The organism is Catellatospora methionotrophica (genome assembly GCF_011297335.1).
In the GTDB taxonomy this organism is placed as follows: Bacteria; Actinomycetota; Actinomycetes; order Mycobacteriales; family Micromonosporaceae; genus Catellatospora; species Catellatospora methionotrophica.
On record NZ_JAAOTJ010000018.1, the window covers coordinates 1 to 24969 of the forward strand.

26 protein-coding genes are annotated in these 24969 nt (G+C 71.9%); 8 read left to right on the plus strand and 18 right to left on the minus strand.

The window, feature by feature from the left end; all coding sequences use genetic code 11:
* From HAV40_RS29605 to HAV40_RS29615, 3 genes are all read right to left on the minus strand, one after another.
* The coding region (locus tag HAV40_RS29605; protein ID WP_166387030.1) for an ABC transporter permease family protein at window positions 1–398 on the minus strand (398 nt) is incomplete at its 3' end.
* On the minus strand, window positions 395–1396 hold the full coding sequence (locus HAV40_RS29610; protein ID WP_166387032.1) for a carbohydrate ABC transporter permease: 1002 nt from the start codon (window positions 1394–1396) through the stop codon (window positions 395–397). The genes HAV40_RS29605 and HAV40_RS29610, both read right to left, overlap by 4 nt.
* 49 nt (window positions 1397–1445) lie before the next feature.
* Entirely contained in the window at window positions 1446–2738 is a 1293-nt protein-coding gene (locus tag HAV40_RS29615) for an extracellular solute-binding protein (protein ID WP_166387034.1), read from the minus strand.
* Between the two features lie 280 nt (window positions 2739–3018).
* Between HAV40_RS29615 and HAV40_RS29620 the strand changes: the two genes are divergently transcribed.
* Window positions 3019–4644, plus strand: a complete 1626-nt coding sequence (locus tag HAV40_RS29620) for a glycoside hydrolase family 43 protein (RefSeq protein ID WP_166387036.1) — start codon at window positions 3019–3021, stop codon at window positions 4642–4644.
* Between the two features lie 12 nt (window positions 4645–4656).
* Here HAV40_RS29620 and HAV40_RS29625 read toward each other — a convergent pair whose 3' ends face one another.
* On the minus strand, window positions 4657–5250 hold the full coding sequence (locus tag HAV40_RS29625; protein WP_166387038.1) for a pentapeptide repeat-containing protein: 594 nt from the start codon (window positions 5248–5250) through the stop codon (window positions 4657–4659).
* 81 nt (window positions 5251–5331) lie between these two features.
* Window positions 5332–6603 carry an MFS transporter gene (locus HAV40_RS29630; protein WP_166387040.1) on the minus strand — a complete coding sequence of 424 codons (1272 nt, stop codon included), beginning with the start codon at window positions 6601–6603 and terminating at the stop codon, window positions 5332–5334.
* A gap of 134 nt (window positions 6604–6737) precedes the next feature.
* On the opposite strand from HAV40_RS29630, the gene HAV40_RS29635 reads away from it, so the two are divergent.
* Entirely contained in the window at window positions 6738–7286 is a 549-nt protein-coding gene (locus HAV40_RS29635; RefSeq protein ID WP_166387042.1) for a DUF4352 domain-containing protein, read from the plus strand.
* Here HAV40_RS29635 and HAV40_RS29640 read toward each other — a convergent pair.
* Together HAV40_RS29640 and HAV40_RS29645 are read right to left on the minus strand one after the other, a co-directional pair.
* Window positions 7271–7792: a pyridoxamine 5'-phosphate oxidase family protein gene (locus HAV40_RS29640; protein WP_166387044.1), complete on the minus strand. Its 522-nt coding sequence runs from the start codon at window positions 7790–7792 to the stop codon at window positions 7271–7273. The genes HAV40_RS29635 and HAV40_RS29640 overlap by 16 nt on opposite strands.
* Window positions 7793–7870: 78 nt before the next feature.
* Window positions 7871–8470, minus strand: coding sequence for a cadmium resistance transporter (locus tag HAV40_RS29645; protein WP_203672079.1), 600 nt, complete (start codon window positions 8468–8470; stop codon window positions 7871–7873).
* Window positions 8471–8635: 165 nt separating this feature from the next.
* Here HAV40_RS29645 and HAV40_RS29650 point away from each other — a divergent pair, with 165 nt between their 5' ends.
* The gene (locus HAV40_RS29650; protein WP_239087018.1) at window positions 8636–10552 is read left to right on the plus strand and encodes a M28 family peptidase; all 1917 of its coding nucleotides are present in this window, start codon (window positions 8636–8638) and stop codon (window positions 10550–10552) included.
* Window positions 10553–10724: 172 nt separating this feature from the next.
* On the opposite strand, the gene HAV40_RS29655 is transcribed toward HAV40_RS29650, so the two are convergent.
* From HAV40_RS29655 to HAV40_RS29680, 6 genes are all read right to left on the minus strand, one after another.
* A complete protein-coding gene (locus HAV40_RS29655) occupies window positions 10725–11312 on the minus strand; it encodes a GTP-binding protein (RefSeq protein ID WP_166387046.1) in 588 nt (195 codons plus the stop codon).
* Window positions 11293–11700: a DUF742 domain-containing protein gene (locus tag HAV40_RS29660; RefSeq protein WP_239087010.1), complete on the minus strand. Its 408-nt coding sequence runs from the start codon at window positions 11698–11700 to the stop codon at window positions 11293–11295. Before HAV40_RS29660 ends, HAV40_RS29655 begins: the two co-directional genes overlap by 20 nt.
* On the minus strand, window positions 11697–12104 hold the full coding sequence (locus HAV40_RS29665; RefSeq protein WP_166387048.1) for a roadblock/LC7 domain-containing protein: 408 nt from the start codon (window positions 12102–12104) through the stop codon (window positions 11697–11699). Before HAV40_RS29665 ends, HAV40_RS29660 begins: the two co-directional genes overlap by 4 nt.
* Before the next feature lie 2 nt (window positions 12105–12106).
* Window positions 12107–14863: a sensor histidine kinase gene (locus HAV40_RS29670; protein ID WP_166387050.1), complete on the minus strand. Its 2757-nt coding sequence runs from the start codon at window positions 14861–14863 to the stop codon at window positions 12107–12109.
* Window positions 14864–15035: 172 nt separating this feature from the next.
* Window positions 15036–16301, minus strand: coding sequence for a M20 metallopeptidase family protein (locus tag HAV40_RS29675; protein WP_166387052.1), 1266 nt, complete (start codon window positions 16299–16301; stop codon window positions 15036–15038).
* 53 nt (window positions 16302–16354) lie between these two features.
* Window positions 16355–17416 (minus strand): saccharopine dehydrogenase NADP-binding domain-containing protein, encoded by a 1062-nt coding sequence (locus tag HAV40_RS29680; protein WP_166387054.1) that lies wholly within the window; start codon window positions 17414–17416, stop codon window positions 16355–16357.
* Between the two features lie 104 nt (window positions 17417–17520).
* Here HAV40_RS29680 and HAV40_RS29685 point away from each other — a divergent pair, with 104 nt between their 5' ends.
* The 3 genes from HAV40_RS29685 to HAV40_RS29695 all read left to right on the plus strand — a co-directional run bounded on the left by HAV40_RS29685 (window position 17521) and on the right by HAV40_RS29695 (window position 20307).
* Window positions 17521–18477 carry a helix-turn-helix domain-containing protein gene (locus HAV40_RS29685; protein ID WP_166387056.1) on the plus strand — a complete coding sequence of 319 codons (957 nt, stop codon included), beginning with the start codon at window positions 17521–17523 and terminating at the stop codon, window positions 18475–18477.
* 85 nt (window positions 18478–18562) lie between these two features.
* The gene (locus HAV40_RS29690; protein WP_166387058.1) at window positions 18563–19045 is read left to right on the plus strand and encodes a cation:proton antiporter regulatory subunit; all 483 of its coding nucleotides are present in this window, start codon (window positions 18563–18565) and stop codon (window positions 19043–19045) included.
* Between the two features lie 5 nt (window positions 19046–19050).
* A complete protein-coding gene (locus HAV40_RS29695) occupies window positions 19051–20307 on the plus strand; it encodes a cation:proton antiporter (RefSeq protein WP_166387060.1) in 1257 nt (418 codons plus the stop codon).
* 151 nt (window positions 20308–20458) lie between these two features.
* Here the strand turns inward: HAV40_RS29695 and HAV40_RS29700 are convergent, their stop codons facing one another.
* The 5 genes from HAV40_RS29700 to HAV40_RS29720 form a co-directional block, all read right to left on the minus strand.
* Window positions 20459–20974 (minus strand): DinB family protein, encoded by a 516-nt coding sequence (locus HAV40_RS29700; RefSeq protein ID WP_166387062.1) that lies wholly within the window; start codon window positions 20972–20974, stop codon window positions 20459–20461.
* Between the two features lie 19 nt (window positions 20975–20993).
* A complete protein-coding gene (locus tag HAV40_RS29705) occupies window positions 20994–21182 on the minus strand; it encodes a LysM peptidoglycan-binding domain-containing protein (protein WP_166387064.1) in 189 nt (62 codons plus the stop codon).
* 76 nt (window positions 21183–21258) lie between these two features.
* Entirely contained in the window at window positions 21259–21480 is a 222-nt protein-coding gene (locus tag HAV40_RS29710) for a hypothetical protein (RefSeq protein WP_166387066.1), read from the minus strand.
* The gene (locus HAV40_RS29715) at window positions 21480–21803 is read right to left on the minus strand and encodes an ArsR/SmtB family transcription factor (RefSeq protein ID WP_203672090.1); all 324 of its coding nucleotides are present in this window, start codon (window positions 21801–21803) and stop codon (window positions 21480–21482) included. The genes HAV40_RS29710 and HAV40_RS29715 overlap by 1 nt, the downstream gene beginning before the upstream one ends.
* A 211-nt stretch (window positions 21804–22014) precedes the next feature.
* On the minus strand, window positions 22015–22815 hold the full coding sequence (locus tag HAV40_RS29720; protein WP_166387070.1) for a helix-turn-helix domain-containing protein: 801 nt from the start codon (window positions 22813–22815) through the stop codon (window positions 22015–22017).
* Window positions 22816–22923: 108 nt separating this feature from the next.
* Here HAV40_RS29720 and HAV40_RS29725 point away from each other — a divergent pair, with 108 nt between their 5' ends.
* A complete protein-coding gene (locus tag HAV40_RS29725) occupies window positions 22924–24189 on the plus strand; it encodes an alpha-L-fucosidase (protein WP_203672091.1) in 1266 nt (421 codons plus the stop codon).
* 140 nt (window positions 24190–24329) lie between these two features.
* Complete coding sequence (locus HAV40_RS29730) at window positions 24330–24956, plus strand: aspartate/glutamate racemase family protein (protein ID WP_166387072.1); 627 nt, start codon at window positions 24330–24332, stop codon at window positions 24954–24956.
* The last annotated feature ends 13 nt before the right edge of the window (window positions 24957–24969 follow it).

The following is a 24969-nucleotide window of genomic DNA, read 5'->3' on the forward strand; positions in this document are numbered from 1 at the left end:
AGGAGGATGAACAGGGGCAGGATGGCGACGGCGAAGGGGAACATGAGGCCGATGGCGAACAGGGTGAAGATGAGTTCGCGGCCTGCGAAGGCGAAGCGGGCGAAGATGTAGGCGGCCATGGCGGAGGTGGTGACGACGACGGCCGCGGTGGCCAGTGCGATGAGGGTGCTGTTGGCGAGTTGTCGCCAGAAGACGGTGTCGGCGAGGATGCTGGTGTAGTTGTCGGGTTGCCAGGGGTCGGGCCAGCCGAGCGGGTTGGTGGACAGTTGGCCGTTGTCTTTGAAGCCGCCGAGCACGCCGAACCCGACGGGCACCACGATCAGCGCACCGATCACGATCGAGATCAGGTGCAGCAGCGTGCGCCGGGCGCGGACGACGGCGGCGACAGGTCGGCTCATCGCTGGTCTCCCAGGGTGGTCAGCGCGCCCTCGGTGTCGCGGCGCAGCACGTAACGCTGGTAGAACAGCGCGAAGATGAGGCTGATCCCGAACATCACGATCGAGATGGCGCTGGCGTAGCCGACTTCGAAGCGGCGGAAGCCGCGGTCGAACATGGTGACGGCCATGGTCTCGGAGGCGTGGATGGGTCCGCCGCCGGTGAGGACCCAGACCATGTCGAACAGCTGGATGCTGCCGATGACCGACAGGAACACGCTGATCCGGATCGTCGGACCGAGCAGCGGCAGCGTGACGTGCCGGAACACCTGCCACGGCCCCGCCCCGTCGGTGGTGGCCGCCTCGGTCAGCTCCTGCGGGATGCCCTGACGGCCCGCCAGGTACAGGATCATGTGGAAACCGAAGTACTTCCAGGAGATCACGAAGAACAGCGCATACAGCACGGTGCCGGGGTCGGCGAAGACCGCGCCGTCGAGCGCCTCGATGCCGAGCCACCCGGCGATCTGCTGGCCGAGTCCCCGGTTCGGCGACAGCACCAGGGTGAACAGCACGGCGGTGGTGACCTCGGACAGCACGTACGGGGCGAAGAAGATGACGCGGTAGATGCTGCGGCCCTTGAGCTTCTGGTTGAGCAGCATCGCCAGGGCCATCGACACCGGGAGCTGGATCAGCAGCGACAGGCCGATCAGGACCAGGGTGTGCCACAGGTCCCCGAGGAACGTCGGATCGGTGAACGCGCGGGTGAAGTTGTCGACGCCGACGAAGTTCTCCGGCAGGCCGAAACCGTTCCACTTGTACAGGCTGGTGTAGCCCGCGACCACGATCGGGGTGACGACCAGTAGCAGGAACAGCACCAGCGCCGGGGTCAGGAACAGGGCGATCGTGACCAGTTGCTGCCACCGGGGCCGGCGGCCACGCCTGCGCGTGGCCGCCGGAACCTCTGCCGCGGAAAGCGTCTCCTGGTCACCCGGACGCTGTCCGGGCACCGTGGAAAGCTTCATCGTGCCTGCTCCCGTCGTAGGAGACGGCCTGCCATCCCGCGGCGGCCGGTCACTGGCTCTTCGCCACCTTGGTGATGTCCTTGACGATCTGCTCCGGGGTCTTCGAACCCGCCACCAGTTCGGCGACGCTGTCGTTGACCTGCTGCCCCACGGCGGGCGGGTACGCCTGGTCGAGGTAGAGCTGGAACCCCGTCGCGCTGGCCAGGCTGGTCGCCACGACCTTGCTGTTGGGGTCCTTGATCGCGTCCGCGGCGTCCTTGACCGTCGGCAGCACCGCACCCGTCGCCGCCGACTTACGCTGATTCGCCGCGTCCAGCAGCACCTTCAGGAAATCGGTCGTCGACGCCGGAGCGTCCTTACCGACCACGAACCCGTTACCACCACCGAACGCCTCCGCCACGGTCCCCTTGCCACCATCGACCGCAGGAAAAGCGAAGTAACCCAGCTTGTCCCCCAGGCCCTTCTTACTCGTCGACGACGACGCCTGCACCGACGGAGCCCACTGCCCCATCAGCTCCAGCGCCGCACCACCATTGCCCATCGTCGCGGCCTGACCATCCGGCGACCCGTACTCCGCCCCCAGGAAACCCTTCTGGAACGGCTGCAGATCCACCAACTCCTTCAACCGCTGACCAGCCGCGATGAAATCCGGCGTATCGAAATTGTTGTCCTTGGCAGCCTGCTGAAGCGCTCCCAGACCACCGATGCGCATAGCCAGGTACGCCCAGTAGAAGTGCCCCGGCCACTTCTCCTTGCCCGCCAGGGCGATCGGCACGATGCCCTTGCTCTTGATCGCCGACACCGTGGTCAGCAACTGCGCCCAACTCACCGGCAGGTCCGTGATACCCGCCTTGGCGAAAAGGTCCTTGTTGTACCAGAACCCGACCATGCCCACGTCGAACGGCACCCCGTAGATCTTCCCGTCGATCGTGAACGGCTGCACCGACGCGGGCAGCAGGCTGCCGATCCACGGCTGCACATCGGCCGTGATGTCCTTGACCAGTCCCGCGTCGACCTGCTGCTTGAGGACACCGCCACCCCAGGACTGGAACAGGTCGGGCGGGGACCCGGCCTGGGTCGCGGTGGTGAGTTTGGCCTTGAAGGCCTCGTTCTCCAGCGGCTGGATCACGACCTTGACGTTCGGGTGCGCGGTCTCGTACTCCTTGGCCATCGCCGCCCAGACCGGCAGCATCGGCTCCGTGTTCTGAATGTGCCACCAGTTGATGGTCTGCGGACCATCCGGATTGGTCGGCTCGTCGCTGCCGCAGGCGCTCAGCAGGTACGCGCCGGCGCCCGCACCGGCGATGCCCAGCAGCGTTCGGCGGGAGAGGTGCGCTGTCATGAGGCGTCCCTTCGCGATACGAATCAGGTGCTCGGGTGTGCCGAACGAGTCGGCGGGAGGTGCCCGGAGCCGGCCCGAAAGTTTCTGCCCGGGGGCCGGTATTTTCGCTTGATGGCGCGCACGTTACGACGTGTGAACGTGGTAGGTCAAGGGCTGTCGCATCTCTACACGAACAGATACCGTGGGCGAGAATCCCATCGCCGGTACACCTGTTCTTTCGGCCTGTTTCCGGAAGGTCGCGAGGTCGCCGGAGAGACCAGGCGTCGCAGAGGAGCCGAACATGTCGACCGAGATCGCAGACGTGGCCACCGCCGCCCGGTCGATCCGCAACCCCGTCCTGACCGGATTCCACCCCGACCCCTCGATCCTGCGCGTCGAAGACGACTACTACCTGGCCACCTCCACCTTCGAGTGGTACCCCGGCGTCCGCGTCCACCACTCCCGCGACCTCATCCACTGGCGACCCCTCGGCGGCATCGTCACCGAACGACGACTACTCGACCTACGCGGCTGCGGCGACTCCAACGGCATCTGGGCACCCGACCTCACCTGGCACGACGGCCAGTACCACCTCGTCTACAGCGACGTCGCCAGCTTCGCCAGCGGCTACTGGGACCCACAGAACCACCTCACCACCGCACCCGACATCACCGGCCCCTGGACAGACCCCGTACGGCTGCACGCCCACGGCTTCGACGCCTCGCTGTTCCACGACGACGACGGCACGACCTGGCTGCTCAACATGAGCGCCGACTGGCGGCCGGGGCGCAACCGGTTCGGCGGCATCGAGATCCAGCAGTACGACCGCAGCGCGAAGCGCCTGGTCGGCGAGCGGCGGATCATCTTCACCGGCACCGCGGCGGGACTGACCGAGGGCCCGCACCTGTACCGCCACGACGGCTGGTACTGGCTGGTCACCGCCGAAGGCGGGACGAGCTGGGATCACCAGGTGACCGTGGCGCGTTCCCGGGACCTGTTCGGGCCGTACGAGGTCGATCCGGCGGGGCCGCTGCTGACCTCGGCCGGGCGGCCGGACCTGGCGCTGCAGAAGGCCGGGCACGGCAGCCTGGTGCGCACCCAGCACGGCGGCTGGTACCTCGCGCATCTGGTCGGGCGGCCGTACACGCCGCTGGGCAACTGCGTGCTCGGCCGGGAAACCGCGATCCAGCAGGTCGACTGGCCGTCGGGCGGCTGGCCGAGCGTCCCCGGCGGCATCCCCGCCGACGAGATCAGCGCGCCCGGCCTGCCGGAGCACCCGTGGCCCGCCGAGGAGGTGACCGACCACTTCGAGGCACCGGAACTCGGCACGGCCTGGTCGACGCTGCGCCGCCCGGCGACGCCGGACTGGGTCGACCTGCGTTCCCGGCCGTCCCACCTGCGCGTCTACGGCGGGCAGTCACCGGTCGGTAAGCAGACCCCGAGCCTGGTCGCCCGCCGCGTCGGCGCGACGCGGTGCTCGCTGGAGACCGTCGTCGCGTTCGACCCGGCCGACCACCGGCAGCTGGCCGGGATCACCGGCTACTACAACACGCAGAACTGGTACTACGCCTACCTCACCCGGGCCGACGACGGCAGGCGCACGCTGGAGGTGCTCAGCTCGAACAGCGGCAAGCGCACCGCGCACCCGGCGCTGGCCGTCGACGTGACCGGGGTCGACCGGGTCGGGCTGCGGGTGGTGTTCGACGGGCCCGCGCTGCGGTTCGCGTACGACAGCGGCTCCGGCTGGCAGGAACTGCCGATGACGTTCGACGCGACGATCCTGTCCGACGAGCACGCCGCCCGAGAGGTCGACGGCGAACCCGCCGCGTGGGGCTTCACCGGCGCGTTCCTCGGCCTGTGGGTGCAGGACCTCGGCGCCGACGGCGCGTACGCCGACTTCGACCACGCCACCTACCTGGAAAGCTGACGCGCGGGCGGTTCAGCCGATGCGCAGGCCGAGGGCCTGGGCGATGACCAGCGCCTGGGTGGCGTCGATGACCGCGTCGCGGAACTCGACCTCGTTCGGCTGCACCGCGGTCAGGTCACTGCCGCGCAGGTCGCAGCGGTTGAACTTGGCGCGGGTCAGGTGCGCGCCGGACAGGTCCACGGCGCTGATCGTCGCGCCGTCGCAGAGCGCGGAGGTCAGGTCGGCCTCACGCATGCGTACGCCGGAGAAGGTGACGCCACGCAGGTCGGCGTCGGACAGGTTGACGAACGACCAGTCGCCGCCGGTCACCCGCAGCGGGCGCAGCGTGCACTGCTCGAACACGCTGCCGGTCAGCTTGCAGCCGGTGAACTCGGCCTCGAACAGGTTGCAGCGCAGGAACTGGCAGCGCAGGAACGCGCTGTCGGCGTGCCGGGAGGCGTTGAACTTGACGTTGCCGAACACGCACTCCTCGAACACGGCGTTGCGGCTGGACAGCTCGGTCATGTCGACGTCACGGAAGGTGCACCGCACGAAGTGCCGGTCGGCCAGCTCGTCGCCGTACCAGTCCTCGCCGGAGAAGCTCGCGTCCTCGGTCACCTCAGCCATCCCGCCACCCTACCCAGCCGACAGGCGCGGGCCGGACCGGCTGCCCGTGCCACCGCCGAGGGTCGGCGGTGGCACGGCTCGTCACACGGCGGCGGGCTGCGCCGCCGGGGCGGGGACCTGCTTCGCGGACGGGGCCGGGGCACGCAGGTGACGGACCGCCGGGATCGCCAGCAGGGCCAGCGCGGCGGGCACGCCCAGCAGCGTCATGCCGTACAGCGTCTCGCGCAGGCCGATCGCCTGCGCGACCGGACCGGCGACGGCCAGGCCCAGCGGCATCAGGCCCGCGGTCAGCAGGTAGTCGTAGGAGCTGACCCGCGACAGCGCGGCCTGCGGCACGTTGGCCTGCAACGACGTCTCCCACAGGGTGAACGCCAGCGACACCGCCACGCCGGTCACGGCTTCCAGGGCGGCGATCACCGGGATCGTCGGACCGGCCCCGATGATCAGCGCCTGGCAGGACGCCACGGCCAGCGCGGCCGCGGCGATCACCAGCGGGCGGCTGAACCGCACCCGCAGCGCGACCACGTCACCGACGATGGAGCCGACGCCGAACGCCGCCACCACCACCGACCAGGCCGCCGCGCCGCCGAACTCCCGCTCCGACAGCACCGGCCCGAGCACGAACACCGACGGCAGCACCACCACGTGGTATGCCGACAGCGCGCCGAGCATCGCCCATACCCAGGTGCGCGACCTGACCTCGGCGAAGCCCTCGCTCAGCTGCGCGAAGAAGCCGCCCTGCGGCGCGTCGGCGGGGTCCGCGGCGCGCGGGGTGAGCCGGGCCAGGAACGCGGCGCTGACCACGAAACTCAGCGCGTCGAGGGCGATCGCGCCGCCCGGCCCGAGCACCAGGATCAGGCCACCGGCCAGCGCCGGTCCGGCGACCAGGCCGGTCGACATGATCAGGCCGCGCAGCGCGTTGGCCTCCTGGAGCCGTTCGGGCCCGACGATCAGCGGCATCAACCCGGCAGCCGCGGGCGCGAAGAACGCGTCGGCGGTGCCGAACACGGCCATCAGCACGACCAGATGCCAGACCTGTGCGGACCCGGCCAGCAGCAGCGCCGCGACCAGCGCCTGGGTGACGAAGCGGACCAGGTCGGAGACGAGCATGACCCGCTGGCGGGGCAGCCGGTCGGCCCATACGCCACCGGCGAGCGCGAAGACCAGGAACGGCACCAGCGTCGCCGCGCCGACCAGGCCCACGTCGGCCGCGCCCGCGCCGTCGATGGACAGCACCGCGAACGGGATCACCACGAAGCTGATCCGGTCGCCGACCATGGACAGCGCCTGCCCGTAGAAGTAGCGGGCGAACTGGCGTTCCTCGCGCAGCACGGCCGGAATCAGCGACCCCATGACGACCCTCTTCTCCGCTTGCGAGGACGGGCGGATGCGGCCGCGTACCTGCTGGTGACAGCCCCAGGCTAGGAGTCCGCGGGGTTGTCCGGCAACGTATTTCCGCGCGCCGCCGGGCCGTCTACGATGCGACGATGGCCTCCCCGCGCCGCCACGTGGCGACCGTCACCCTGGTCCTGGCCGCCGCCGTCGCGCTGGCCTGCGGCGTCAAGCCGCAGCGCGCGGACGTCACCGGCAGCGCCGCCCCGTCGGCACCCGCCGCCTCCGTAGCGTCCGCACCGACGGCGAAGCTCGGCCAGAGCATCGAGACCAGCGGCGGGCTGGGCGACAACCGGGTCGCGTACACCGTCAGCAGGCTGGCCCGGCACACCGTCGCGCCGGACAGCGCGCTGGTGCGCCCGAGGAAGGGCGTGTTCGTCGCGATCACCGTCGAGGTGAAGGTGAGCGCGGGCAAGACGTACGCCTGCTTCTGCGACTTCGCGCTGGTCGCGGTGGACGGCACGCTGTTCGAGCCGGTGCTGCCGTTCGGTTTCGACGCCGGGATGCAGTCGGTGACCCTCAACGCCGGGGAGAAGGCGGGCGGGGTCGTCGTGTTCGACGTGCCCAAGGACGTCACCGACGGGGTACGCGTGCAGCTGCGCCCCGACATCACCAACGACGTACGCGGTTACTGGGCCGCCTGACGCCGCCAGAACTGGCGCGGGGCATAACCGTCGCGGCGCAGCCAGTGCTCGGTGTACACGATGCGCTCGGCCTCGACGAGCACCAGCGGCCCGGCGGGCGGCTCGTCCAGCGGCCGGGACCGCTCGACGTGGTCGCTCTGCCAGCGGAACGCCTCCCAGAAGTGGCCGAACTCCGCGTCGCCGGGCTCCAGCGACCGTGCCCGCCCGAACACCTGCGCGCCCCGGCTGCTGGCCTGCCCGACCAGCGGCGCGAACACGCCGATCGACACCCGTGGGTCGGCGGCGAGGTTGCGCATCTTCGGCGAGGTCGCCACCGCCGTGAACATCAGCGCGAAGTCCAGGTGGTAGTAGCGGACCGGGGTGGCCAGCGGGCCGTCGGGGCCGGTGGTCGCCAGCACGCACATGTTCTGCGAGGACAGCAGGTTGAGGATGCGCTCTTCCAGCCGTACGCGGGGCAGCCGTTTCGTGGGCGACGGTCCGGCCAGCCAGGGGTTCGTCACAGCCATGATCGAGTCTCGCACGGCCCCGGCCTGGCGGGGACACCGGTGCGCGGCGCAGCCGCCCCGCACAGGACGAGAGCGCGGTCAGCCGCCGGTGAGCAGCGGAGACTCCAGGATGATCAGTAAGCCGATGGCGATGAAGACGGCCGGCACGAGCCAGTGCCCGAAGCGCTCGATGAGCGGCACGACGCGCGGATGCGAGCCCAGCCACGCCGACGCGGCGCACCAGACGGCGACGAGGACGGCGAAGACCGCGACCGTGACGAGGCTGTCGGTCATGCCGACCGTGCGGAAGACGGGGGTGTAGACCGCGATGTTGTCCGCGCCGTTGGCGAGGGTCACCCCGGCCACGGCCAGCGCGCTGGTCGCGACGGTGGGCGGCGGGCCGCCGTCGCCACGGGAGCGGATCGACTGGACCAGGCCGCGCACGCCCAGTGCCAGCGGGATGAGGCCGAGCAGCCCGACCCAGCGGTCGGGGATCACTGTGAGCCCGGCGGCGGCCAGCGCGGACGCGGCGACCAGGACGGCGATCCCGGCGTACTGACCGGCCCAGATCTCCCAGCGGCGCGGACGGCCGGTGGCGCGGCTGCCCAGGAACAGCACGGTGAGCACGATCAGGTCGTCGACGTTGGTGCCCGCGAACAGCACGACCGCCGCGCCGACGGTTCCTGCCAGATGATCCACACCGGAAGCCTACGGCCACGGGCACCCAGCGTGTCGAGTTCCACCTATTCAAATCTATCTACATTACGTTCTATCCTCCTCAGGACCGGCAACCCCGGCGCACTCGATCCCGAGGAGTACGGCGTGAGAAGAAACCCCCTCGTCCGCGGCATGGTGGTCCTGGCCATGGCGCTGGCCGGAGCCGTGGCCATCCCGGCCGCCCCGGCCCTGGCCCTGGCCCCGCCCGACATCTCGCTCACCGACATCCGCACCCACCTGCAGCAGTTCCAGACGATCGCCAGCAGCAACGGCGGCAACCGCCGGTCCACCACGGCCGGTTACACCGCGTCGGTGAACTACGTCTTCAACGCGCTGAGCGCGGCGGGATACAGCGTCGTCAAGCAGCCCTGCACCTCGGGCTGCACCAGCGGCGCGGGGCCGAACGTGATCGCGGACTGGCCGGGCGGCGACGCCAACCAGGTGCTCATGCTGGGCGCGCACCTCGACAGCGTGTCCGCCGGTCCGGGCATCAACGACAACGCCTCGGGCTCCTCGATGCTGCTGGAGCTGGCGCTGACGCTGGCCGAGCAGAACCCGACGATGGTCAAGCACGTGCGGTTCGGCTGGTGGACCGACGAGGAGCAGGGCCTCAACGGCTCGGAGTTCTACGTCAACTCGCTGTCCTCGACCGAGCGCGCGAAGATCACCGGTTACCTGAACTTCGACATGGTCGCCTCCACCAACGGCGGCTACTTCATCAACCGGATCTCCTCCAGCCTCGGGCAGACCATCAAGGCCTATTACGACGCGAACTTCCCGGGGCTGAACCCGGAGGAGAACGTCGAGGGCGCGGGGCGCTCCGACGACGCGTCGTTCAACGCGGCGGGCATCCAGACCAGCGGCATCGCCGCCGGCGCGAGCGCGAACAAGACGTCGGCGCAGGTCACCAAGTGGGGCGGCACGACCGGGGACTACGACCCCTGCTACCACGCCTCGTGTGACACGTTCCCGTCCAACATCAGCGACACGGTGCTGAACCGGGCCGCCGACGCGTCCGCGTACGCGGTGTGGACCCTCGCCGTGGGCACGCCCGCGGGCAACGACTTCTCGATGGCCGCGAGCCCGGCCTCCGCCAGCACCACCGCCGGTGGTTCGGTGACCTCGACCATCGGCACCACGGTCACCAACGGCAGCGCACAGTCGGTCGCCCTGTCCGCGTCCGGCCTGCCCAGCGGGGCGACCGCGTCGTTCAGCCCGGCCACGATCACCTCGGGCGGCACCTCGACGCTGACGATCGCGACCAGCGCGAGCACGCCGGTCGGCACGTACCCGGTGACGGTCACCGGCACCGGCAGCGCGGCGACACGGACCACGACGTTCACGCTGACCGTCGCCGGGCCGCCGGGCTGCTCGGCGACCAACCCGACCGACGTCACGATCATCGACCAGGGCACCGTCGAGTCGTCGATCGCGATCACCGGCTGCACCGGCAACGCCGGGGCGGCCAGCACGGTCGAGGTGCACATCGTGCACACGTACGTCGGTGACCTGATCGTCAGCCTCGTCGCGCCGGACGGCAGCCTCTACACGCTGCGCAACAAGACCGGCGGCAGCGCCGACAACATCGACCAGACGTTCACCGTGAACCTGTCGAGCGAGGTCGCCAACGGCACCTGGAAGCTGCGCGTACAGGACGCCGGGCCGTCGGACGTGGGCTACGTCAACAGCTGGACGCTGAACCTGGGCGGCACCCTGCCGCCGGGCTGCAGTGGCACCAACGCCGCCGACGTGACCATCGTCGACAACGCGACCGTCAACAGCCCGATCACGATCGCGGGCTGCTCCGGCAACGCGTCGTCGACCTCGACCGCCGAGGTGCACATCGTGCACACGTACAAGGGCGACCTGGTGGTCACCCTGGTCGCGCCGGACGGCAGCACGTACGTGCTGCACAACCGGGCCGGTGGCAGCGCCGACAACATCGACCAGACGTTCACCGTGAACCTGTCGGCCGAGGTGCGCAACGGCACCTGGAACCTGCGGGTGCAGGACGCCGCGTCCGGCGACGTCGGCTACGTCAACAGCTGGACGCTCACCCTGTGACCGGCTGAGGAAACCCCGCTGCCCCGGGCCCGCACCGCCCGGGGCAGCGGCGCCCCCGATGGGGGCACGGCGGCACCCCCCAGGCGCCGCCGTGCCCCCACCACCGCGGGCACGTGCACGACCGCACCGGCGCGCCGCCCCTCCTGCGGCGCGCCGGATGGTCGCCCACTGCCTAGCCCGCGGCGTGCGCCCCCTGTGCCATCACCTGCTCCAGCAGGGTGACCAGGACGTCCTTGACCGACTCACGGCGGCGCGCGTCGCACAGCCGCACCGGCACGTGCGGATCGAGGTTGAGCGCCTGCTCCACCTCGTGCGACTGGTACACCCGCGCGCCCTCGAAGCAGTTCACCGCCACCACGAACGGGGTGCCGCGCTGCTCGAAGTAGTCGATCGAGCCGAACGCGTCCTCCAGGCGGCGGGTGTCGGCCAGCACCACCGCGCCGATCGCCCCGTACGCCAGCTCGTCCCAGACGAACATGAAGCGCTCCTGGCCGGGCGTGCCGAACAGGTACAGCACCAGGTCGTCGTTGATGGTGATCCGGCCGAAGTCGAGCGCGACGGTCGTGGTCGTCTTCGTCTCCACCCCGGCGGTGTCGTCGACGCCGATGCTCTCGTCGGTGAGCAGTTCCTCGGTCAGCAGCGGCGAGATCTCGCTGACCGCGCCGACCAGGGTGGTCTTGCCGACGCCGAACCCGCCCGCGACCAGGATCTTGAAGGCGGAGGGGATGCCGCCTTCGTCGTCATAGGGCTCGGATGCCATCGATGACCGCCTTGAGAATGTCCGGGCTGGGCAGCTGGTTGACGTTGACAGGGGCGCGCCGCCGGAGGAGGCGGCGTTCGAGCAGGTCGCTGAGCAGCACCCGGACCGTGCCCGCGGGCAGCCGGAGATACGAGGAGATCTCGGCCACCGACACGGGCCGCTGGCACACCGCCATGATCTCGGCGTACACGGTGCCCAGGCCGCCGTCGGAGGGCAGCGTGGGCCGGGTCGCCACGACGACCGCGATCAGGTCGAGGTCGCCGTGGCGGGGCCGGGTCCGGCCCGAGGTCATCGCGTACGGCCGGATCAGCGGTCCGGCCTCGTCGTCGACCCACAGCAGCCCGTCGCCGGGCAGGCCGTCCGGTTCGAGCGGCTGTGCCACGTTCACGGGTGGCTGCCGCGGGCCGGTGCGGTCAGATACTGGCCCACCCGCACCACGAGCATCGCCATCTCGTACGCCACCAGCCCGGCGTCGGCGTCCTTGCCCGCGACCACGGCCAGGCAGGCGCCGTTGCCCGCGGCCGTGACGAACAGGTAGCCGCCGTCCATCTCGATGATCGCCTGACGCGCCTTGCCCTTGCCGAACCGCCGCCCCGCCCCACGGGCCAGGCCGAACATGCTCGCGGCGACGGCGGCCAGGTGCTCGGCGTCCTCCCGGACCAGTTCCGCGGACGCGGCCATGAGCAGGCCGTCGGCGGACAGCACGATGGCCTTCTGGGCCTGCGCCACCCGCTCGACGAAATCGTCGGTGAGCCAGGCCAGGTCAGCCGCTGCTCTCGTCTTCTGCTCCACGGTCATTCCCCTTCGCCTTGCCCTTCCTCGTGCCGCGGCGCTGTGCGCGGGCTCGGCCGTCGCGGCAGTGCGGGCCGGTCCTCAGGCTCCGGCTCGGGCTCACCCGGGCCGCGGGGTTCGTCGGTGGCGAGCTGTTCGGCGGCGATCCGGCCGCGTCGGCTCCCCTGCTGGTACGCCGAGATCAGGCTGTACACCTGCGACGCGGGGCGGTCGCCGGGCACGGCGGCGATGTCGGCGACCGCCGGCACCGGCGAGGGCGCACCCGCGGTCAGCCGCAGTTCCACTCCCGGCGGGCCGTCCGGCGGTTCGTCGTCGGCGTAACCGGATGCGTGCTGGTCGGCCAGGGGCACCGGGGGCACCGCAGGGCGGGCGCGTACGGGCAGGCCCGACGGGGTGTAGACGGTGCCCTCGACCGGGTCACGCGGGCTGGGCACCAGAACGCCGCCGGTCAGCTCGGCGTCGGAGGCGGAGCCGTTGACCCGGGCGCCGGTCGCGGCGGCAACGGGGGCGGCGGCGGCGTCTGCGGTCGCGGCGACGGCGGTCGCGGGCGTGACGGCCGGGCCGGCCGGGGACGGCGCGGTATCGGCTCCCGGTTCGCCGGCGGAGACTGCGCCAGGCTCTGCCGCGCTGTCCGGGGTGGGCGGCGCGGTATCGGCTCCCGGTTCGTCGGCGAAGACTGCGGCAGGCTCTGCCGCGCTGTCCGGGGTGGGCGGTGCGGGGCGGCGGGGCGTACGGACGGGCAGGTCGTTGGTCGGCCGGGGCGAGGCCGCGGTGCCGACGCGCTGGGTGCCGTCCTGCTCGCGCACGGGCAGCGTCGGGGCCGGTGGCGCGGCAGGGGCGGCCAGGACGCGGTGCTCGCCGCTGTCGCCGGGCGTCGGCGACCACGCGTCGGAGACCAGGCTCGACGGGAGCAGCACGATCGCGGTGGTGCCGCCGCCCGGGGAGGCCTGCAGCCGCACTTTGATGTGGTGGCGCTCGGCGAGGCGGCCGACGACGTAAAGGCCGAGCCGCGGGGTGCCGGTGAGCAGGAACTCGGCGGGTTCGTGCAGCTGCGCATTGGCCTGTTCCAGGTCGGCGGCGGTCATCCCCAGGCCGTGGTCCTCGACCTCGATCACGTATCCGGCGCCGACCGCGGAGCCCCCGACGTTGACCAGGGTGTGCCGGGGCGAGAAGGCCAGCGCGTTCTCCATCAGCTCGGCCAGCAGGTGCACCACGTCGCCGACGGCGTGCCCGGCCAGCCCGGCTGCCTCGCTGGACAGCACGTTGACGCGGGGATACTCCTCGACCTCGGCGACCGCGGCGCGGATCACGTCGACGACCGGGATGGTGCGCCGCCAGCCCCGGCCGGGCACGGCTCCGGCCAGCACGATCAGGTTCTCGGCGTTGCGGCGCATCCGGGTGGCCAGGTGGTCGACCCGGAACAGCTCGTCGAGTTCGGCGGCGTCGGTGGCCCGGCGCTCCATCGCGTCGAGCATGGTCAGCTGGCGGTGCACCAGGGTCTGGCTGCGCCGGGCCAGGCTCAGGAACAGGTCCCGTACGCTGCGGCGCAGTTCGGCCTGCTCGACGGTGGCCCGGATGGCGGTCTCCTGTACGGCGTTGAACGCCTGGCCGACCTGGCCGATCTCGTCGTTGCCGAAGGCCAGCGGTGGCGCTTCGGCGACGACGTCGACCTCCTCCCCCGCCCGCAGCCGCCGCACGACCCCGGGCAGCCGGGAGGTGGCGAGTTCGTCGGCGGCGTCGCGCAGCAGCCGCAGCTGGGTCACGATGGCGCGGGCCGTGGTGATCGACAGCACGATCGAGGCGACGACGGCGATGAGGCCGAGGCCCGCGGCCAGGATCAGCCGCACGATGACCAGGATGGTCGGGCCCTTCGCGCGGACGATGGTCGCTTCGGCGAGGTCGATGTCGAGCTGCGCCAGCGCGCTCAGGGCCGGGTCGAACGCGGCCCGCCACTCGGCGGCGTCCACCGGGGGCGCCTCGTTGGCTCTGGCGCGCGCGACGACCAGGTCCTCGACCTGCTCCAGCCGGGTCAGCGCGGGCCCCTCCAGCACCGGCTGGTAGATCGCCTGGTCGTCGGGCAGCCCTTCCAGGCCGGTGGCGCGGATGTTGCGCTGCGCGCCGACGAGCCGGGCGAACTCGGCGGCGTCGGCGGCGGAGAAGCGGCCCGCGGCGAGCACGCCCGACATCAGCGCGTCCTCCTGCGACAGCAGCTCCCGGCCACGGGACATGATCAGCAGATGGCTGAGCTGGTCGTTGATGGCCTGGTCGTCGAAGCTGGCGATGGTCGCGAAGATGCGGTATCCGACGCCGATTGTCTTGGTGTAGTAGGCGACCGCGCCGGCCCGCTCGCCGGTGCGCTGGTCGACGTCGGCGCGCACCGGGCCGAGCCCGTCCAGCATCGCGCCCAGTTCGGCGATGTTGCGCTCGGCGACCGGGGTGGCCGCCCAGCCCGCCGTGGTGCCGCGGACCGATTCGCGGAAGCGGGCGGCGGCGGCGTCGGTGGTGGCGCGGGCGGTGGCCAGTTCGCTGCGCTGGGCGGTGTCCCCGGCGGCCAGGACCACGGCGGAGATGCGGCGTTCGGCCTGCAATGCGGCGACCAGCGAGTCGGTCGGCCGGCCGACCTCCTGGTCCAGGGTGCTGATCCAGAACAGGTTGAGGCCTTCACGCATGGTGACGAACGCGGCGAAGGCCCACAGTGCGGCGAGTGAGGCGAGCAGGAAGGCGATCTTCGCCCGCAGGTTCGAGGTCCGGGAGCTCATCACTTTCCCACCGACGCTAGAGGGTGCCGACCGCGACGGTCCGCGCCTGTCGGTGCTATGACCGCCACGCAAGGTGACTGACAACCAGCACTCAACACGACGCGGTCACCCCGCCGTCGCACCCCCTGTGCGACACCTCGGAAAGCCTGCGGACAGGTCCTAACGCGACGTCCTAACGCGACATACGTCGCCAGGCCAGCTCCGCCAGCAGCACCGCGCCGTCGGGTACCACCGCGTCGTCGTACCGGGCCTGGGCCGCGTGGTTGAGCGGCGCGGTCATCGGGTCCAGGCCGGGCGGGCACGCGCCGAGGTTGACGAACGCCCCGGGCACCTGCTCCAGCACGTACGACATGTCCTCGGCGCCCGCCTCCGGATTGGCCATCCAGGCGAAGCGGTCCGCACCGAACAGCTCCGCGGCGGTGGCCGCGGCGAACTCCGCCTCGCCGCCGTCGTTCACCGTCACCGGGTAGCCCGGCGTGTAGACGGCGTCGGCGGTGAGCCCGTGCGCGGCGGCGATGCCGTGCACGACGTCCAGCACGCCCTGGCGTACGCGGTCGCGGGTCTCCGGCGAGAACGAGCGCAGCGTCGCGGCGAACACGGCCTGCGCCGGGATGACGTTCTCGGCGGTGCCCGCGTGGAAGCTGCCCACCGTGATGACGGCCGGGTCGAAGATGTCGATGCGCCGGGTGACGAACGTCTGCAGCGCGGTCACCATCTCGCACGCGGCCGGGATCGGGTCCTTGGCGAACTGGGGCGCGCTGCCGTGCCCGCCCGCGCCGTGCACGGTCACCCGCAGCGTGTCCGCGGCCGCCAGCATCGGCCCGCGCCGGGTGGAGAAGCGCCCGAACGGCTCGATCGCCGACAGCACGTGGATGCAGTACGCCGCCGCCGGGTGCTCGCCCGCGGCCGCCAGCAGGCCTTCGGCGATCATCGGCTCGGCCCCGCCCGGCCCCTCCTCGCCCGGCTGGAACATGAAGATCACGCTGCCGGGCAGCCGGTCGCGCACCCCGCTCAGCAGCCGGGCCGCGCCGACCAGCATCGCCACGTGCAGGTCGTGCCCGCAGGCGTGCATGACCCCGTCGACCTCGGAGGCGTACTCCAGCCCGGTCAGCTCGGTCACCGGCAGCGCGTCCATGTCACCGCGCAGCAGCACCACCGGTCCGGGCAGGCCGCCGCGCAGCACGGCGACCACCGAGCTCAGCGAGCGACCTGTCGTGATCTCCAGCGGCAGCCCGTCGAGCGCCCGCAGCACCGCGTCCTGGGTCTGCGGCAGGTGCAGCCCGATCTCGGGCCGGCGGTGCACGGCCCGGCGCAGCGCGATCAGGTCGTCGGCGTGCTCGGTGACCGCGTCGCGGAACCCGGAGTCAGGGGTCGCGGGGCCGTCGTGGGCAGGGTCGGCGGTGGTGCCCGTGGCGGCGGGCGAGGCGAGGGTCGACATGGCGGCACGCTATCCGACCTCACCCGCCCGCGACAGGCCTCACGCCTGTCCGGTCAGGCTGGTCGCGGCACGCGGGAATCGTCGTGCCGTGCGATGTCCAGGTGCGTGGACAGGGCGCGCAGGAAGTCGGGCGCGTCGAAGATCTGCCCGGCCGAGGCGACGCCGGTCGCCGCCGTCCGGCCGTCGAGCAGGCGCTCGACCGCCTCGACGGCCAGCGGCGCGCTGACGGCGTAGATGTCGCGGCCGGTGGCCACGACGCGACGTCGGGTGTCGCCGGAGCGCACGACGACGTCGACGGTGAACGTCTGCGCGGACCGGCCGCGCTCGTCGACCGCCGCCGGGGCGGGCGTCTCGGGCGCGGCCAGGTCCCGGGCGGCGTCGGCGGTCATGTACGTGCGCACCTCGGGAATGGACAGGTGGCTGGGCACGGTGACCACGTCGGCCATGGTGAACCCGGCGAGCACGGTCCGGCGTCCGGTCGGTGCGGGGAAGTCCCACTCCACCGTCGGCAGGTCGCCGTCGGCGGCGTAGTACTCCAGCCGCCCGCCGGTGTGGCGCACGCGGCGGCCGTCGCGGCGCCGGTGGGACACGGTGCCGGAGACGCGGGTCCCGGCCGTCGGGTGCCAGCTGCTCAGCCCGTACGCGACGTGCGCCTCGTCGGCGGCCGTCCAGTCGCCCATCGCGGCCGTCACCAGCAGGTCGCCGAGTCCGCCGAAGAACGCCATCGCCGGGACCACCGCGACGCCCGCCGCGCGGGCCCGGTCGGCGTAGTGCGTGAACGTGTCCACGTTGGCTTCGATCTCGGCCGCCACGTCCACGTACGCGATCCCGGCGCGCAGCGCGGCCTCGATCACCGGACCGGCCGTCGCGGCGAACGGGCCGGCGGCGTTGACGACCGCGGCCGCCCCGGTCAGCCCCCGGTCGAGCGAGGCGGCGTCGTCGGCCGACGCCACCCGGTATGCCGTCGCCGGATGCGCCGCCGCCAGCTCGCGGAGCCTGTCCTCGTCCCGGCCGAGCAGCAGCGGGACGAACCCGCGAGAGCGCAGTTCGGTCACCACGAACCGTCCGGTGTGTCCGTATGCGCCGAACACCGCGACCGTCTGGCCGGTACCCATCAGTTGTTCCTCCGTACGCCTTGAAAGATCGACTGAGGAGATCCTGTCAGCGGCTGCCGGGCCCGGACAGTGTCTGGAACGCCACGTGCCATACAGTTTCGGACATGAGCACGATCGCGGTCGCCGCCACCGACGGGATGCTGCACTTCGAGCTCGCGATGGCCTGCGAGATCTTCGTCCGCGACCCCACCGGCCTGGCCGACCCCTGGTACGAGCTGGTGGTCTGCGGCGCGGGCCCGGTCCGGGCCGGGCGGTTCCACCTCGTGCCCGATCACGGCTGGGACCGGCTCGCCCGCGCCGACACCGTGATCATCCCGGCCGTGGCCGACGTCGACGCGCCCGTGCCCCCGGACCTGCTCGACGCCGTACGCGCCGCGCACGCCGCGGGCGCCCGGCTGGTCTCTCTCTGCACCGGCGCGTTCGTCCTGGCCGCCGCCGGGGTGCTGGACGGGCTGCGGGCGACCACGCACTGGGCGCACACCGCCGAACTGGCCGCCCGCCACCCCCTGGTCGACGTCGACCCGGATGTGCTCTACGTCGACAACGGCGACGTGCTGGCGTCGGCGGGCAAGGCCGCCGCGATCGACCTGTGCCTGCACCTGATCCGCCGTGACCACGGCTCCACGGTCGCCAACGCCGTCGCCCGCCGCCTGGTCGTGCCCCCGCACCGCGACGGCGGACAGGCCCAGTACGTCAGCACGCCGGTGCCCGCCCGCGACGGCCATCCCCTCGCCGACCTGTTCGGCTGGGCGATGCAGCGGCTGGACCGCCCGCTGACCGTCGAGGACCTGGCCCGCCGGGCGAACATGAGCTCGCGCCACCTGGCCCGGCACTTCCGGTCGGCGACCGGCACCACCCCGCTGCAGTGGCTGTCCGCCCAGCGCATCCGGCGGGCCCAGGAGCTGCTGGAGAACACCGACGACAGCATCGAGGCCATCGCGCGGGCGGCCGGCATGGGCACCGCCACGACCCTGCGCCGCCACTTCCACCAGAGCGTCGGCGTGCCGCCGGACGCCTATCGCCGCACCTTCCGCACCGCCTGGGTGGGGCCGGGGATCTGATGTAACGGCCTACCTGCTAGTAGACCAGTTACCTATCAGTTGGGTAGGGTTACCTCATTCGATCACGCCACAGGAGGTTTGAGCGTTGGACGTCGAGCGCACCGCGTTACCGGGCATCGGGTTGCGGCACGAGTTCCAGACCAAACGGGGACAGCACGCGGCGGTGGTGTCGCACGTCTCCGGCCGGAGGGACATCGTGATCTACCACCCTGATGATCCCGATACCGCCGTGGCGACGTTGTCGCTCAACACCGACGAGGCCAACGGCGTCGCCGAACTGCTGGGGACCTCCCGGATCGTGGAGCGCCTGGACGACCTGCGCCGCCAGGTCGTCGGCCTGCTCACGGTGCAGGTGCCGGTCATCGCCGGCTCGCCGTTCGACGGGCGCACCCTCGGCGACTCCCAGGCCCGTACACGCACCGGCGCGTCCATCGTCGCGATCATCCGCGCCGGTGAGATCATCGCCAGCCCCCGCCCCGACTTCGTGTTCCACCCCGGCGACCTCGCCGTCGCGGTGGGCACCGCCGAGGGCACCGCCGCGGTCACCGACATCCTCAACAACGGCTGACGCGTATGCACGGAGCCGTCGTACTGATCGAAATCGGCGCGGTCATCCTCGCCCTGGGCCTGCTCGGCGCGGTGTCGCTGCGGGTCGGCATCTCCCCCATCCCCCTCTACCTGCTCGCCGGGCTCGCCTTCGGCAAGGGCGGCCTGCTGCCCATCGACGAGGCGGGCGACTTCGCCGCCACCGGCGCGGAGATCGGCGTCATCCTGCTGCTGTTCACGATGGGCCTGGAGTACACCGCGCCCGAACTGGTCAGCACGCTGCGCCACAACGCCCCCGCCGGCCTGGTCGACCTGGTCCTGAACTCCGCGCCCGGCGTCATCGTCGCACTGGTCATGGGCTGGGGCCCGGTCGCGGCCGTCGCGCTGGGCGGCATCACCTACGTCACCTCGTCCGGCATCACCGCCAAGGTGCTCGCGGACCTGAACTGGCTGGGTAACCGCGAAGTGCCGATCGTGCTGTCGCTGCTGGTCTTCGAAGACCTGACCATGGCGATGTACCTGCCGATCCTGACGGCGATGCTGGCCGGGGCGAGCTTCGTGACCGGCCTGACCACGCTGGGCATCGCGGGCCTGACCATCACCGTCATCCTCGTCGTCGCGCTGAAGTTCGGCCGGTACGTGGAGAAGTTCGTCGCCTCGCCCAGCTCCGAGGTGCTGCTGCTCAAGGTGCTCGGCCTGACCGTGCTGGTCGCGGGCATCGCCCAGCAGCTGCAGGTGTCCGCCGCCGTCGGCGCGTTCCTGGTCGGCATCGCGCTGTCCGGGCCGCTGGCGCACACCGCGCGGGAGCTGCTCACGCCCCTGCGCGACGTGTTCGCGGCGGTCTTCTTCGTCTTCTTCGGCCTGCAGACCGACCCGACGGCGCTGCCGCCGGTCGCCGGGATCGCCATCCTGCTGGCAGTGGCGGGCATCGCCACGAAGATGGCCACCGGCTGGTGGGCGGCCAAACGGGCGCACATCAGCGTCGCGGGCCGCCTGCGGGCCGGAGTGGCGCTGCTGCCGCGCGGTGAGTTCAACATCGTCATCGCCGGTCTGGCCGTCGCCGCGGGCATCAACCCGCAGCTCGGCCCGCTGGCCGCGGCGTACGTGCTGATGCTGGCCGTGCTCGGCCCGCTGACCGCCCGCGGCGTCGAACCGCTGATCAACCGGATCAGCCGCCGCCGCCTCAACCGAGAACCCGCCGCGGCCCCGACCACCCCGTCCGAACCGGCCCACCTGCCCGGCCAGCGCGGCCCCGACCCCGACGCCTCCCCCGCCCAGGCCTGACCGCCCAGGCCCGGACCGGCCGGGCCGACCACACCCGCCTTACCACGACGTTGGCCTATCTGGATGAAGTCGATCTACAAAAAGTCATCCAGATAGGCCAACGTCTATTGCGAACGGGGTGGGCGCGCCAGCGGCACGGTTAGCGGGGTGGTCACTCCCAGAGGTAGGCGTGCCAGGGGCCGACCTCGGTGGTGTAGCGGGTGGCCAGGGCCTGGGTGATCTGGCCCAGGTGGACGTGGTCGTGGGTGGTCCAGGTGGTCAGGAGCTGGGCCAGGGTGACGGGGCCGAAGGCCGGGTGGGTGCCCTCGCGGTCCAGGTCGTCGGTGCTCAGGTCGAAGCCGCGCAGGGCGGCGACGTTCTCGGCGCGCAGGGTGCGGAACAGGTCGAGCAGTTCGGCGGTGCTGCGGTCGGCCGCGATCGCGACATGGCCGTCGCGGTCGAACGGGGTGAACGGCACCTTCGTGCCGTGGTCGAGGATGATCCGGGCGCGCGGGATCCAGTCGGTGCGCTCGCCGTGGATGAAGTGGCCGAGCACGTCGTGCGCGCTCCACTCGCCGTCGGCGGGCCGGTGCCGGGTCCAGCCGTCGCCGAGGTCACCGAGCAGCGCATCAAGAACATCGGGGGTACGGCTCAGCGCGGCGATCGCGTCCGGCAGCGGGAACGTCATGGCAGCCAGCCTAGCCAAGTCACCGGACCCGCAACTGCTGGTCGATCTGGGTCACATCCGGGTCGGTGACCACCGGGTTGAGCGCGACCAGTGCGGGCACCGTCATCCCGTAGCGCCCGGCGATGGCAGTGAGCGTGTCACCGGCCCGCACCGTCGCCGGTCGGCCCGGTGCGGACCGCCGACCATCGCCGCAGCGCCACCGCGACACCTCCCCGTGGTGCCGGGGACCGGCCGGGACCGGTCCCGCACGTCCCAGGGTAGGCGGCGCGGTGGCGGATGAGGCGTCAGTCGACCGAGGCCAGCACCTTCTCGATCTTCCCGACGCGGGCCTGGAGGTCGGCCAGCTGGGCCGAGATCGCGGTCAGCTGCTCCGTGCCGGGTGCCTGCGCCGCCTTCGCCTTCGCGTTCTGCTGGCGGTGCCACAGCACCATGCCGGTCACGGCGATGACCAGCATGCCGGCGGTCCAGATCACGCCCATGCTCATGGCCCATGACGAGTCGCCCATCAGCTCTGTCCTTCCTCGGTGGTGAGCGTGCGCGCGGCCAGCGCGATGCTCTGGGGGGTGAGTGTCACGGCGAACGGCACCGTGTCGTAGTACTTCATGGCCTTGCCGTCGTGGGACAGCTCGAACGCCGCGGTGACCAGGCCCGCCGCTTCCAGCTTGGCCAGGTGCAGTTGGAGCAGCGGCCGGCTGATGCCCAGTTCGCGGGCCAGCGCGCTCACGTAGTTGCGTCCGTGCGCCAGGGCGGCGATGACGCGCATCCGGTGCGGGTTGGCCAGTGTCGCCAGGATCCGTGCCAGTTCGTCGCCGCTGTGCGACGTCTCCATCAGGCCCCCTAGCGTCATCTTTCACCTGCAAGAAAAAACTAGCACGTGCCCGCAACCACTGTCGAGCGCAATAAACGACACTGGCCACCCGCGGCGTGATCGCTGTTTCGGGTCAGAACCTGGGGTCCAACCGCAGGTCCTGACCCGAAACGGCGATCATCGCTCCGACGGCGCAACCCCGAGGTCCGCGTACTCGGCGGCTCGGCGCGGGTCAGCGAGCGGCGCGCAGTGCGCGCGGGGACAGGCCGAACTCGCGTCGGCAGGCCTTGTTGAAAGCCTGGAGATCGGCGATGCCCACCGACGCGGCGACCGCCGGGATGGACAGGGTGGAGCGGCGCAGCAGGTGCTCGGCGCGCGACAGGCGACGGCGGCGCAGGTAGGCCACGACGGTGTCACCGGTCTCGGCCCGGAACAGCCGGGTCAGGTGGTTGTGCGAGACGCCCGCGTGCCGGGCGATCTCCGGCACCGACACCGGCTCGGCGAGCCTGGCTTCGAGGTATGCCATCGCGGCGGCGACCGCCGGATGCGGCTGCCCGGAACGGGTGTCCGGCACGGCGCGCGGAAGCCGGGCGACCCGCCACAGCACCGCCCACACCTCCGCGGCGGCCTGGCGCGGGTGGCGCGGGGCCGCCGCCACCGCCTGGCGCAGCATGCCCGACAGCGGTGCGGCCTGCGCTCCGGCGTCCTGCATCACCGACACCGGCAGTGGCGCGCCCACGCGCGGCAGCCGCAGGTGGGCGTACAGGTGCTCGGAGCGGCCCCGGTAGTCGAAACGCACCTCGGCCCCGGGCGGAACCAGGCTCACGTGTCCGGGGCGGATCGAGTGCGTCACGCCGCCGACGGTCAGTTCGCCGCAGTAGCCGTACAGGTGCAGTTGCCACAGCTCGGGGAGCAGGAACGACTCGCGGGCGACCGTGGTGCCGTGCACGCCGACGCCGATGTTGGCCACCTGCGGCGGGCCGTCCAGGTGCAGGCGCACGCTGCGGCCGCCGGGCTCCAGCAGCGCCGTCATGGTGAAAAAGTACCAGCAATGGTGAGCCTGACCCACGCGCTGCCAGGCGATCGAACCCTAGCCTTACCCATCGTCGACCAGAGACAGTCAAGGAGCAGCACCGTGGCGATGCAGCCCTGGTTCGCCGAGGCCAAACTCGGCATCTTCCTCCACTGGGGGATCTACGCCGTCGACGGCACCCTGGAGTCGTGGGCCTTCTACGCCGGAGAGGTCCCGCACGAGCAGTACATGCGCCAGCGCGACGGCTTCGCGGGCGAGCACTACGACCCGCAGGCCTGGGCGGAGCTGTTCGCCCGGGTCGGGGCGCGCTACGCGGTGCTGACCGCCCGCCACCACGACGGCGTCGCGCTGTGGGACTCGGCCCAGGGCGGCCTGAACGTCGTCGAGCACACCCCGGCCGGACGGGACCTGATCGGCCCGTACGCCCGGGCGCTGCGCGAGCGCGGCCTGAAGGTGGGCCTGTACTACTCGCACTCGGACTGGAACCACCCCGACTACCCGTCGGTGCGCAGCCAGGGCGAGGCGCAGCACGTCAACGACAGCCCGTGGGTCGCCCCGCAGGACGGCAGGCCCGACGACCCGCAGGCCTGGACCCGTTACCTGTCCTACCGCGACGGCCAGGTCGGCGAGCTGATCGACCGCTACCGCCCGGACCTGCTGTGGTTCGACGGCGAGTGGGAGCGCAGCGAGCAGCAGTGGCGGATGCGGGAACTGTCCGGCAAGATCCTGGACGCCGCTCCGCAGACCGTGCTCAACGCGCGGATGATGTCCTACGGCGACTACGCCACCCCCGAGCAGGGCATCCCGATGCAGGTCCCGGACGGGCCCTGGGAGCTGTGCCTGACCGTCAACGACTCGTGGGGATACCGCCACGGCGACACCAACCACAAGTCGGTCGGCCAGCTGGTGCGCTACTTCACCGAGACCATCGGCCTGGGCGGCAACCTGCTGCTCGACCTCGGCCCCAGGGCCGACGGCACGATCCCGGCCGAGCAGGTCGCGCGGCTGGAGGGCCTGGGGGCGTGGATCGCCCGGCACGAGGCCGCCGTCTTCGGCACCGTCGCCGGGCTGCCCGCTGGTCACCACTACGGCCCGAGCACGCTGGCCCCGGACCGCCGTACCCTGCACCTGGTCGTCTTCGGCGCCCCGGGCGAGACCATCGCGGTCAAGGGCCTGCGTACCCCGGTCAAGCGGGCGTACGTGCTGGGCTCCGGAGCCGAACTCGGCCACCGGGTGACCGGCGGGCTGGGCGAGGTGCCCGGCGTGACCTGGCTCGACGCCCCGGGCGCGGCCGACCTCGACGAGCACGCCACCGTCGTCACCGTCGAACTCGACGGCGAGCTGGACCTCTACCGCGGCACGGGCCGCGACTGACCCGCCGCGACACCGCCCGCGACCGGCGGCGTGCCGTTGTGACGGCTGTCTCCACGGGCCGTGACGGGACGTCCGAAGTGTCCGTCATGGTGCTACGGTGACCCGCCCTCGACCACCGACCGCACCGGAAACGAACGACGATGCTGGCTCTCCTGCACACCTCGCAGGCCCACGTGCTCACCTTCGACCGCCTCCGCAGCGAGGAAGCGCCGACGCTGACGCTTTACCACATCGTCGCCGAGCACCTGCTCGACGATGCCCGCCGCCTCGGCGTGCCCGCGGTCGCCGAGCAGGTCGCCCAGCAGGTCGGCCTGGCCGCCGAGGCGGGAGCGCGGGCCGTGCTGTGCACCTGTTCCACCATCGGCGCGCTCGCCGAGCAGGCCGCAGCCACAGCGGGCATCCCCGTGCTGCGCGTCGACCGGCCGATGGCCGCCGCAGCGGTCGCCGCCGGTCCCCGGATCACAGTGCTGGCCGCGCTGGCCAGCACGCTCGCGCCGACCACGGCGCTGATCGAGCAGGAGGCGGCCCGCGCGGGCCGCTCCGTGACGGTGTCCGCGCGGGTCATCTGCGGCGCGTGGGACCGTTTCGAGGCGGGCGACCTCGACGGTTACCTCGACCGGATCGCCGCCGCGCTCGGCGAGGTCACCGACGCCGACGTGATCGTGCTGGCCCAGGCGTCGATGGCGCCCGCCGCCGAACGCAACGCGACGACCGTGCCCGTGCTCGCCTCGCCGCGCCTGGGCCTGCGCGCCGCCGCCGCACTCTGACCAGGCGGTGGCG

Excerpts from the sequence above, each read along its gene's own strand:
- HAV40_RS29625 (WP_166387038.1), bottom strand. The coding sequence starts at position 5,250 with ATGGCTGAGGTGACCGAGGACGCGAGCTTCTCCGGCGAGGACTGGTAC.
- HAV40_RS29610 (WP_166387032.1), bottom strand. The coding sequence starts at position 1,396 with ATGAAGCTTTCCACGGTGCCCGGACAGCGTCCGGGTGACCAGGAGACG.
- HAV40_RS29685 (WP_166387056.1), top strand. The coding sequence starts at position 17,521 with ATGAGCACGATCGCGGTCGCCGCCACCGACGGGATGCTGCACTTCGAG.
- HAV40_RS29695 (WP_166387060.1), top strand. The coding sequence starts at position 19,051 with ATGCACGGAGCCGTCGTACTGATCGAAATCGGCGCGGTCATCCTCGCC.
- HAV40_RS29700 (WP_166387062.1), bottom strand. The coding sequence starts at position 20,974 with ATGACGTTCCCGCTGCCGGACGCGATCGCCGCGCTGAGCCGTACCCCC.
- HAV40_RS29620 (WP_166387036.1), top strand. The coding sequence starts at position 3,019 with ATGTCGACCGAGATCGCAGACGTGGCCACCGCCGCCCGGTCGATCCGC.
- HAV40_RS29680 (WP_166387054.1), bottom strand. The coding sequence starts at position 17,416 with ATGGGTACCGGCCAGACGGTCGCGGTGTTCGGCGCATACGGACACACC.
- HAV40_RS29710 (WP_166387066.1), bottom strand. The coding sequence starts at position 21,480 with ATGGGCGACTCGTCATGGGCCATGAGCATGGGCGTGATCTGGACCGCC.
- HAV40_RS29715 (WP_203672090.1), bottom strand. The coding sequence starts at position 21,803 with ATGGAGACGTCGCACAGCGGCGACGAACTGGCACGGATCCTGGCGACA.
- HAV40_RS29725 (WP_203672091.1), top strand. The coding sequence starts at position 22,924 with ATGCAGCCCTGGTTCGCCGAGGCCAAACTCGGCATCTTCCTCCACTGG.
- HAV40_RS29675 (WP_166387052.1), bottom strand. The coding sequence starts at position 16,301 with ATGTCGACCCTCGCCTCGCCCGCCGCCACGGGCACCACCGCCGACCCT.
- HAV40_RS29615 (WP_166387034.1), bottom strand. The coding sequence starts at position 2,738 with ATGACAGCGCACCTCTCCCGCCGAACGCTGCTGGGCATCGCCGGTGCG.
- HAV40_RS29655 (WP_166387046.1), bottom strand. The coding sequence starts at position 11,312 with ATGGCATCCGAGCCCTATGACGACGAAGGCGGCATCCCCTCCGCCTTC.
- HAV40_RS29650 (WP_239087018.1), top strand. The coding sequence starts at position 8,636 with ATGGCGCTGGCCGGAGCCGTGGCCATCCCGGCCGCCCCGGCCCTGGCC.
- HAV40_RS29630 (WP_166387040.1), bottom strand. The coding sequence starts at position 6,603 with ATGGGGTCGCTGATTCCGGCCGTGCTGCGCGAGGAACGCCAGTTCGCC.
- HAV40_RS29730 (WP_166387072.1), top strand. The coding sequence starts at position 24,330 with ATGCTGGCTCTCCTGCACACCTCGCAGGCCCACGTGCTCACCTTCGAC.
- HAV40_RS29640 (WP_166387044.1), bottom strand. The coding sequence starts at position 7,792 with ATGGCTGTGACGAACCCCTGGCTGGCCGGACCGTCGCCCACGAAACGG.
- HAV40_RS29635 (WP_166387042.1), top strand. The coding sequence starts at position 6,738 with ATGGCCTCCCCGCGCCGCCACGTGGCGACCGTCACCCTGGTCCTGGCC.
- HAV40_RS29720 (WP_166387070.1), bottom strand. The coding sequence starts at position 22,815 with ATGACGGCGCTGCTGGAGCCCGGCGGCCGCAGCGTGCGCCTGCACCTG.
- HAV40_RS29670 (WP_166387050.1), bottom strand. The coding sequence starts at position 14,863 with ATGAGCTCCCGGACCTCGAACCTGCGGGCGAAGATCGCCTTCCTGCTC.